The sequence below is a fragment of the Robinsoniella sp. genome, from assembly GCF_034124845.1.
The window spans coordinates 7,879-12,284 of record NZ_JAWYAJ010000446.1 but is presented as its reverse complement, the minus strand read 5'-3'; the positions used below and the strand labels follow the sequence as shown (position 1 = coordinate 12,284).

4 protein-coding genes are annotated in these 4,406 nt (G+C 40.7%); 3 read left to right on the top strand and 1 reads right to left on the bottom strand.

Going from position 1 to position 4,406, the window contains the following annotated elements; all coding sequences use genetic code 11:
- Positions 1-442, bottom strand: a 442-nt coding sequence (locus tag ACH2DQ_RS22050) for an ABC transporter transmembrane domain-containing protein (RefSeq protein WP_395028350.1), incomplete at its 3' end; no start/stop codon positions are given.
- Between the two features lie 208 nt (positions 443-650).
- Between ACH2DQ_RS22050 and ACH2DQ_RS22045 the strand changes: the two genes are divergently transcribed.
- The 3 genes from ACH2DQ_RS22045 to ACH2DQ_RS22035 all read left to right on the top strand — a co-directional run bounded on the left by ACH2DQ_RS22045 (position 651) and on the right by ACH2DQ_RS22035 (position 4,237).
- Complete coding sequence (locus ACH2DQ_RS22045; protein WP_394911780.1) at positions 651-1,451, top strand: MerR family transcriptional regulator; 801 nt, start codon at positions 651-653, stop codon at positions 1,449-1,451.
- A 272-nt stretch (positions 1,452-1,723) separates the two neighbouring features.
- The gene (locus ACH2DQ_RS22040; protein WP_394911781.1) at positions 1,724-2,734 is read left to right on the top strand and encodes a LacI family DNA-binding transcriptional regulator; all 1,011 of its coding nucleotides are present in this window, start codon (positions 1,724-1,726) and stop codon (positions 2,732-2,734) included.
- 456 nt (positions 2,735-3,190) lie between these two features.
- The gene (locus ACH2DQ_RS22035) at positions 3,191-4,237 is read left to right on the top strand and encodes an NAD(P)-dependent alcohol dehydrogenase (RefSeq protein WP_394911782.1); all 1,047 of its coding nucleotides are present in this window, start codon (positions 3,191-3,193) and stop codon (positions 4,235-4,237) included.
- The last annotated feature ends 169 nt before the right edge of the window (positions 4,238-4,406 follow it).

Here is a 4,406-nt window from a genome sequence, read left to right as displayed (position 1 = left end):
TCATCAGGATAGACGCAATTACCATCAGCGGAGCTGGAACTATTAGCTGGAAGACCATACCAAGGCTTTGCTGCAGCACGGATATGTCCGATGTGGTACGTGTGATCATAGATGAGACACCGATGCTGTCGAATTCCCGAAGAGACAGTTCCTGGCTTTTGCAGAAGACTGCATTTCTCATATCCCTGCCAAAAGCGGCCGCCAGATCTGCGGAATAAAAACTGCCCAGTACTGAAACTATCGTGGTTAAAAGTGCTGTGACCAGCATCTGTACCCCGATCAAAAGAATGGTGTTCATATCTTCTTTCATAATGCCTTTATCTACGATACCTGCTATTAAAAAGGGGATATACAGGGTCCCCGCCACCTGCCCTAAAAGAAGAAGCAGCAAAAGAGCTGATTTTCCTTTGTTGTTACGAAAAAAAGATTTTAATAAAGTCATAAATACCTCCGTCCATCATGTAATAATTTAGTTGCTTCTTTTCCACTAAATGGTACTATAAACTATAAAGTAACTTTATAGTCAAGCATTTTTTTAGAATTTACAAGAATTTTACAAAACTACACCCTCGAGATTTCCATTGGACATTAATTTAAGCTTCCGGGATTTTCCAGAGGAGGGGTCTGCGACCTGCAAGGAGGAGATTAAAATGAAAAACAAACCATACATGGCAATTAGTGAATTTGCAAAACTCACCGGGATAAAACGGGCAAATCTGATTTTTTACGATAAGATTGGACTTCTGGTTCCGGAACACCGGGGAGCCAACGATTACCGCTATTATACGCGCCGCCAGCTGGGATCGGCGTATCTGATCGCTTCACTTCGGGAACTGGGAATTGGGATAGAAGAGATTAAACAGTATGCCAGCAGCAGAACACCGGAACAGATGATTAACCTGTTTCAGACTCAGGAAGAAAAAATTCAGACGGAGATCACAAAACTTTGCCGGCTGCAGGAAATTATGAAGTTATATACCGACATGGCAAATGAAGCGCTGACCACAGATGTGGATGAGATTAAGATTGTGAAAAAGAAACGGGAACCTGTTTTTCTGGGACCGCCTTCTGAAACGGGGCAGACAGAGGATGAGAATACCATATCTTTTTACAACTACGCAGCGGAACAGGGAATGGATCTGGGTTGTCCCATGGGTGTCGTGATTGCGCGAGAGAATCTGCTGAAGAGTTTGATTGATCCGGTATACCAATATTATCTGAAAGCCAAACACGGTACAAATGGATATAAACCGGCAGGTTCCTATGCGACGGCATATGGCAGATGCAGATACGGGCAATCTCATTGCGTTTACCAGCGATTGTTTTCCTATCTGGATAAAACAAACAGGAAGATAACAGGGAATGCCTATGAGGAATATCCTCTTAATGAAATGGCAATGCAGGATGAGGACGAATATTTGGTGAAAGTTGAAATTATGGTGGAAAATTAGCAGATTCCACTTAAATTCTACTTCCGGTGGATTGGATTCTCAGCTAAAATCTGATAAATCTGTTATGGAGAGGTGGTGATGGCGGATGAAAATATCGCAAAATTATGAAAACTGTTGGCTTGTCCGTTGGCATCACTTTAGTTGGGCTTGGATTGTTTGCTTATGCATTAAAACGCTGATGTCTCATATTCTCTATTGCAATTTAGTAAAAAATTTAGTAATATTAACTAAATTATATTTGTATGTAAACTATATCGTAATAGAGGTGGACTATGGCATTAAGAGCAAAAGACATTGCTGAGATGATCGGGGTATCTACGGCGACGGTTTCTCTGGTACTGAATAATAAACCGGGTGTGGGCGATCAAAGGCGTCTGGAAATCATTCATAAAATTAAAGAACTTGGCTGTGAATACATGTTAAAAGAGAACGTGGCGAATAATGGGAGCATTGGATTTGCAGTATATAAAAGAAGGGGAAATATCGTCAATGAATCTCCCTTTTTTACCTGCATTTTGGAAGGCATTAACTACAGTGTCAGCAAATATGGCTATCACTTAAATTTTATTTATCTGGATAAAAAAATGATCCTGGAAGAACAGAAAAATCTGCTGGGGGCTGCAAATTGCAAGGGATTGATTCTATTTGCTGTAGAAATGCAGTATGAAGACCTTGCTGTTTTTAAAGATTCCGGTCTGCCGTTTGTGGTATTGGATAATTCTTTCCAGGAAAATGATGTCGATGCCGTTGCAATCAACAATACCCAGGGTACAAGCAAGGCACTTTCCCATCTGTATGAAATGGGGCACAGAGAGATTGGTTATCTTCGCAGCAAGGTGAGAATCAACAGTTTTGATGAACGGTATATGGTATATAAAAATCAGTTAAAGCGACTCGGGGTGACATTTAACAAAGAATACGTTGTGGATTTGGGATACTCAGAAAATGAAGTAAAGCAGGGGATAAAAAATTATTTACAAAGCAATTCAAAGTATCCCACTGCATTTTTTGCAGAGAATGATCTAATTGGCTGCAGTGCTATTCATGGTATCCAGGAATCCGGACTCAGCGTGCCGGAGGATATTTCCATCGTTGGATTTGATGACAGACCTATCAGCGAAGTGGTAAAACCGGGACTCACCACAATTAATGTCCCTAAGAATATTTTTGGACCTGCAGCGGTAGATCTCCTTATATCCAAGATGGAAAAAGCAAGAGAACAATCCCTGAAAATTGAAGTCGGCACCAATCTGGTTGTGCGGGAAAGTGTTAAAAGATTGTAACATAAAGCGGTCTTTTACAATTTTAAAACAGCGGATAATGGATCGCCTGGGGGAATATTACTTTAACAAGCCAGGTAGAAAAGGGCAGCACATTTACAGTAATCATTGCCCTGTGATAGAACAGGAACAGCTTCGGACAGTATCGAAAGAGGCTGTTCTTTTTGTGTACAAAAAATAGTATCAATATAAGATTAATACTGATGCTAAATATAATTTAGTGAATACACTTAAAAACAATCGAAAACATATTTATTTAACTAATTTATTTTAATTTATTCTATTGACATGCAAAACACGAGTTGTTATAATACCTGTAATAATCAATAAAACAGGCAAAAAGGATAGGAACCACAATGCATTTTATTATTTAATACAAACTTAATAAAATTTAGTTTATCAGCAATCGTACTATAATATTTTATCACAGGATCACATTCAGAAAGAAGGGTTATAAAGATGGAAGGAACAATGAAAGTAGCAGTTATGACAGGTCCTTTAAAAATGGAGTGGGAGGAACGACCTGTACCACAGCCAGGAAAAGGAGAGTTACAGATTAAGTTAGAATACGTGGGAGTATGTGGCTCGGATCTGCATTTTTACGCTGAGGGCAGGCTTGCAAACTGGGTTCCGGATGGTCCCCTGGTCCTGGGCCATGAGCCAGGAGGCGTAGTAACCGCTATCGGAGAAGAGGTAACTGGGTTTGAGATCGGAGACCGGGTTGCCTTAGAGCCGGGGGTTCCCTGCGGACACTGTGAAGACTGCCTGAAGGGACATTATAATCTATGTAAAGAAGTAAAGTTCATGGCGATACCCAAAGAAAAAGACGGAGTCTTTTCCGAATATTGTACTCATGCAGCAAGCATGACTTTTAAACTGCCTGACCATGTATCTACATTAGAAGGGGCATTGATGGAACCACTGGCAGTGGGGATGCATGCCTGTGAATTATCCAATGCAAAACTGGGTGAAACTGCTGTGGTACTGGGAGCAGGATGCATCGGATTGGTAACACTGATGTCCTTAAAAGCCAGAGGAGTCAGTGAGATTTATGTAGTGGATATCCTGGATAAACGTCTCACAAAAGCAAAAGAACTGGGAGCCACCCGAGTATTTAACAGCAAGACAGAAAATATCGAAGAATTTGTCAAAACACTTCCGGGCGGAGGGGTAGATCAGGTATATGAATGTGCCGGAAACAGGGCTACAACACTTCAGACCTGCCGCCTGATTAAAAGAGCCGGAAAAGTGACGTTAGTGGGTGTTTCTCCCGAACCCGTACTGGAACTGGATATCGCCACATTAAACGCCATGGAGGGTACCATATATTCCGTATACCGCTACCGGAATCTTTATCCTGCAGCAATCAGTGCTGTAAGCAGCGGACTAATTCCGCTCAAAGAAATTGTGTCCCATACATATGATTTCAATGACGTTATGGAAGGCGTAGATTATAATTTAAATCACAAAGAGGATGTGATAAAGGCAGTCATAAAAATGATTTAAAGCGCACTGCTTCCGCTTGTTTCTAATTCTCCTATTTATTCTCAAGTCCCGTAAAAACAGGTTCATACATACCCATATAATGGTAGGAAAAAAAACTGTTTTATGGTATACTGGATGTAAGCTAAAAATTCGTCAGTACAGGAAAGCGAGGATAAAGAATGCAATACAG

What these genes read in the sequence shown, in the direction of transcription:
- ACH2DQ_RS22045 (WP_394911780.1), top strand. Translation starts at nt 651, where the DNA reads ATGAAAAACAAACCATACATGGCAATTAGTGAATTTGCAAAACTCACC.
- ACH2DQ_RS22040 (WP_394911781.1), top strand. Translation starts at nt 1,724, where the DNA reads ATGGCATTAAGAGCAAAAGACATTGCTGAGATGATCGGGGTATCTACG.
- ACH2DQ_RS22035 (WP_394911782.1), top strand. Translation starts at nt 3,191, where the DNA reads ATGGAAGGAACAATGAAAGTAGCAGTTATGACAGGTCCTTTAAAAATG.